Source organism: Microbacterium sp. K36 (assembly GCF_004794355.1).
Taxonomy (GTDB): domain Bacteria; phylum Actinomycetota; class Actinomycetes; order Actinomycetales; family Microbacteriaceae; genus Microbacterium; species Microbacterium paraoxydans_D.
Window position 1 is genome coordinate 1 of sequence record NZ_SSDN01000012.1, and the last position, 5,565, is coordinate 5,565.

Sequence of the window (5,565 nt, forward strand, 5' to 3'; positions counted from 1 at the left end):
ACGCCCATGCGGATCGCTTCCTTCTCGATGCGCTCCATCGCCCGGGCGGTGTCCTACTCTCCCACAGGGTCCCCCCTGCAGTACCATCGGCGCTGTGAGGCTTAGCTTCCGGGTTCGGAATGTGACCGGGCGTTTCCCTCACGCTATGGCCGCCGAAACACTATTGATGTTTCAATCAAACCTAAAGCAATGATGAATCATTGTTGAAGGTAGTTCTCGACCGTACATCGAGAACCACTCAGTGGACGCAAGCACCAACAAACGGTGTGTTATCAAGTCATCGGCTTATTAGTACCAGTCAGCTGCACACGTTACCGTGCTTCCACATCTGGCCTATCAACCCAGTAGTCTGGCTGGGAGCCTCTCACCCGAAGGTATGGAAGTCTCATCTTGAGGCCGGCTTCCCGCTTAGATGCTTTCAGCGGTTATCCATCCCGAACGTAGCTAATCAGCGGTGCTCCTGGCGGAACAACTGACACACCAGAGGTTCGTCCAACCCGGTCCTCTCGTACTAGGGTCAGATCCTCTCAAACTTCCTACGCGCGCAGCGGATAGGGACCGAACTGTCTCACGACGTTCTAAACCCAGCTCGCGTACCGCTTTAATGGGCGAACAGCCCAACCCTTGGGACCTACTCCAGCCCCAGGATGCGACGAGCCGACATCGAGGTGCCAAACCATGCCGTCGATATGGACTCTTGGGCAAGATCAGCCTGTTATCCCCGAGGTACCTTTTATCCGTTGAGCGACAGCGCTTCCACAAGCCACTGCCGGATCACTAGTCCCGACTTTCGTCCCTGCTCGACCTGTCAGTCTCACAGTCAAGCTCCCTTGTGCACTTACACTCGCCACCTGATTGCCAACCAGGTTGAGGGAACCTTTGGGCGCCTCCGTTACTTTTTGGGAGGCAACCGCCCCAGTTAAACTACCCACCAGGCACTGTCCCTGAACCGGATTACGGTTCGAAGTTAGATATCCAGAGTGACCAGAGTGGTATTTCAACAATGACTCCACGGTAACTGGCGTCACCGCTTCAAAGTCTCCCACCTATCCTACACAAGCCACACCGAACACCAATACCAAGCTGTAGTAAAGGTCACGGGGTCTTTCCGTCCTGCTGCGCGTAACGAGCATCTTTACTCGTAATGCAATTTCGCCGAGTTCGCGGTTGAGACAGTTGGGAAGTCGTTACGCCATTCGTGCAGGTCGGAACTTACCCGACAAGGAATTTCGCTACCTTAGGATGGTTATAGTTACCACCGCCGTTTACTGGGGCTTAAATTCTCAGCTTCGCCTTGCGGCTAACCGGTCCTCTTAACCTTCCAGCACCGGGCAGGCGTCAGTCCGTATACATCGTCTTGCGACTTGGCACGGACCTGTGTTTTTAGTAAACAGTCGCTACCCACTAGTCTCTGCGGCCTCCAAACGCTTTCGGAGCAAGTCCTAATACGTCGAAGGCCCCCCTTCTCCCGAAGTTACGGGGGCATTTTGCCGAGTTCCTTAACCACGATTCTCTCGATCTCCTTGGTATTCTCTACCTGACCACCTGAGTCGGTTTGGGGTACGGGCGGCTAGAACCTCGCGTCGATGCTTTTCTCGGCAGCATAGGATCATCCACTTTTTATCCGCATCGTGTCTCAGCCTGTATGAGTCGCGGATTTGCCTACGACTCGGCCTACGCACTTGCACCAGGACAACCATCGCCTGGCTTGGACTACCTTCCTGCGTCACACCTGTTAATACGCTAACCGCACCAGCATGGGGTCACGTGCTCCCCTCCACGGTGTCACCCGAAGGCGACGATGTGAAGGCTCGGACGTTTAGCACCACTGGATTAGCTTGGGCGGTTCTTCGCCGGTACGGGAATATCAACCCGTTGTCCATCGACTACGCCTGTCGGCCTCGCCTTAGGTCCCGACTTACCCAGGGAAGATTAGCTTGACCCTGGAACCCTTGGTCTTTCGGAGGACGTGTTTCTCACACGTCATTCGCTACTCATGCCTGCATTCTCACTCGTGTAGCCTCCACGGCTGGTTTCCACCGCCGCTTCGCTGGCCACACGACGCTCTCCTACCCATCAACACGGCTGGACCACGAAGGCCTACCAATAATGTCAATGCCACAACTTCGGTGGCGTGCTTGAGCCCCGTTACATTGTCGGCGCGGAATCACTTGACCAGTGAGCTATTACGCACTCTTTCAAGGGTGGCTGCTTCTAAGCCAACCTCCTGGTTGTCAGAGCAACTCCACATCCTTTCCCACTTAGCACGCGCTTTGGGACCTTAGTTGGTGGTCTGGGTTGTTTCCCTCTCGACTATGAAGCTTATCCCCCACAGTCTCACTGCTGCGCTCTCACTTACCGGCATTCGGAGTTTGGCTGACGTCAGTAACCTTGTAGGGCCCATCGGCCATCCAGTAGCTCTACCTCCGGCAAGAAACACGCAACGCTGCACCTAAATGCATTTCGGAGAGAACCAGCTATCACGAAGTTTGATTGGCCTTTCACCCCTATCCACAGCTCATCCCCTCAGTTTTCAACCTAAGTGGGTTCGGTCCTCCACGACGTCTTACCGTCGCTTCAACCTGGCCATGGATAGATCACTTCGCTTCGGGTCTAGGACATGCGACTGAATCGCCCTATTCAGACTCGCTTTCGCTACGGCTACCCCACACGGGTTAACCTCGCCACATATCGCTAACTCGCAGGCTCATTCTTCAAAAGGCACGCTGTCACACCTACCAGGGGTGCTCCAACGGTTTGTAAGCAAACGGTTTCAGGTACTATTTCACTCCCCTCCCGGGGTACTTTTCACCTTTCCCTCACGGTACTTGTCCGCTATCGGTCATCTGGGAGTATTTAGGCTTATCAGGTGGTCCTGACAGATTCACACGGGATTTCACGGGCCCCGTGCTACTTGGGATACTCTCCACGCCAGAACACGCATTTCGACTACGGGGTTGGCACCCTCTATGACCGGCCTTTCAAGACCGTTCGTCTATACGCTTCTGTAACGTCGCCAGCTCGGCAGAACTGACTGGTGAGTCCCACAACCCCGAATATGCAACTCCTGCCGGATATCACACACACTCGGTTTAGCCTGATCCGGTTTCGCTCGCCACTACTAACGGAATCGCGGTTGCTTTCTCTTCCTGTGGGTACTGAGATGTTTCACTTCCCCACGTTCCCTCTACCCGCCCTATATATTCAGGCGGGAGTCACTAGGTCGGCACGCCGCCCAGCGGGGTTTCCCCATTCGGACACCCTCGGATCAAAACTTGCTTATCAGTTCCCCGAGGCTTATCGCAGATTGCTACGTCCTTCTTCGGCTCCAGATGCCAAGGCATCCACCGTTTGCTCTTAAAGACTTGAAATCACATGAGTTTGAATCAAAAACCCGACCAGTCCGAAGACTGAATCAGAAATTGACTAATGATCTTTAAGATCATCTTGCGCAACTGATCAAAGACCAGTTGCAAGATGCTCGCGTCCACTGTGTAGTTCTCAAAGTACGGGCGGAACCCCCATCCACCTGCCCCCACAGGGACAAACAGAAAGAGGTCCAGAGGTTCAGACCAGATCCCGAAAGATCCGCATCCGGTCCCTCAGGACCCAACAGCGTGCAGGCACCGGTCCCCTCACCCAGAACCTTCCAACCACCGAAGCGGCGTACTAGTCCCGAGATCAGATCTCGATGCCATGTCAAATGTTCCACCCATGAGCTCCCAGCGAAGAACGTACGCCTTCGATCTGGGTTCTGGACGCCGAAGCGTCAGATGCTCCTTAGAAAGGAGGTGATCCAGCCGCACCTTCCGGTACGGCTACCTTGTTACGACTTAGTCCTAATTACCGATCCCACCTTCGACAGCTCCCTCCACAAGGGTTAGGCCACCGGCTTCAGGTGTTACCGACTTTCATGACTTGACGGGCGGTGTGTACAAGACCCGGGAACGTATTCACCGCAGCGTTGCTGATCTGCGATTACTAGCGACTCCGACTTCATGAGGTCGAGTTGCAGACCTCAATCCGAACTGGGACCGGCTTTTTGGGATTCGCTCCACCTCACGGTATTGCAGCCCTTTGTACCGGCCATTGTAGCATGCGTGAAGCCCAAGACATAAGGGGCATGATGATTTGACGTCATCCCCACCTTCCTCCGAGTTGACCCCGGCAGTATCCCATGAGTTCCCACCATTACGTGCTGGCAACATAGAACGAGGGTTGCGCTCGTTGCGGGACTTAACCCAACATCTCACGACACGAGCTGACGACAACCATGCACCACCTGTTTACGAGTGTCCAAAGAGTTGACCATTTCTGGCCCGTTCTCGTATATGTCAAGCCTTGGTAAGGTTCTTCGCGTTGCATCGAATTAATCCGCATGCTCCGCCGCTTGTGCGGGTCCCCGTCAATTCCTTTGAGTTTTAGCCTTGCGGCCGTACTCCCCAGGCGGGGAACTTAATGCGTTAGCTGCGTCACGGAATCCGTGGAATGGACCCCACAACTAGTTCCCAACGTTTACGGGGTGGACTACCAGGGTATCTAAGCCTGTTTGCTCCCCACCCTTTCGCTCCTCAGCGTCAGTTACGGCCCAGAGATCTGCCTTCGCCATCGGTGTTCCTCCTGATATCTGCGCATTCCACCGCTACACCAGGAATTCCAATCTCCCCTACCGCACTCTAGTCTGCCCGTACCCACTGCAGGCCCGAGGTTGAGCCTCGGGATTTCACAGCAGACGCGACAAACCGCCTACGAGCTCTTTACGCCCAATAATTCCGGATAACGCTTGCGCCCTACGTATTACCGCGGCTGCTGGCACGTAGTTAGCCGGCGCTTTTTCTGCAGGTACCGTCACTTTCGCTTCTTCCCTGCTAAAAGAGGTTTACAACCCGAAGGCCGTCATCCCTCACGCGGCGTTGCTGCATCAGGCTTTCGCCCATTGTGCAATATTCCCCACTGCTGCCTCCCGTAGGAGTCTGGGCCGTGTCTCAGTCCCAGTGTGGCCGGTCACCCTCTCAGGCCGGCTACCCGTCGACGCCTTGGTGAGCCATTACCTCACCAACAAGCTGATAGGCCGCGAGCCCATCCCCAACCGAAAAATCTTTCCAAACGCAGACCATGCGGTCACGTCACATATCCAGTATTAGACGCCGTTTCCAGCGCTTATCCCAGAGTCAGGGGCAGGTTGCTCACGTGTTACTCACCCGTTCGCCACTGATCCCACAGAGCAAGCTCCGTGTTCACCGTTCGACTTGCATGTGTTAAGCACGCCGCCAGCGTTCATCCTGAGCCAGGATCAAACTCTCCGTAAAAAAGAAATGCATACGAACCGGGGAAAAACCGGAACGCAGCGAGTTTGATGCTGACCAAAGAGATAAATCATTGCTGACTATCCGTTGCCAACCCCACAAGGAGGTTGGTCTTTGATCCAAAGGAATTCTCACCCAGCCGAAGCTAGACGAGGATAATTTGGCATTTGACAAGTGCACGCTGTTGAGTTCTCAAGGATCGGATGCTCCCACGACCCAGCCATCACGACCAGGCCCGCAGGGCAACTTCTCTATCTTA

At 54.7% G+C, this 5,565-nt stretch carries 3 rRNA genes; all 3 read right to left on the reverse strand.

Features of this window, described 5'->3' with window-relative positions:
* Window positions 1–40: 40 nt before the first annotated feature.
* Window positions 41–157, reverse strand: a 5S ribosomal RNA gene (rrf, locus tag DW296_RS00325).
* 111 nt (window positions 158–268) lie between these two features.
* Window positions 269–3,371, reverse strand: a 23S ribosomal RNA gene (locus DW296_RS00330).
* Between the two features lie 413 nt (window positions 3,372–3,784).
* Window positions 3,785–5,309, reverse strand: a 16S ribosomal RNA gene (locus DW296_RS00335).
* Together the 16S, 23S and 5S rRNA genes form the textbook arrangement of a ribosomal RNA operon.
* Window positions 5,310–5,565: the final 256 nt, after the last annotated feature.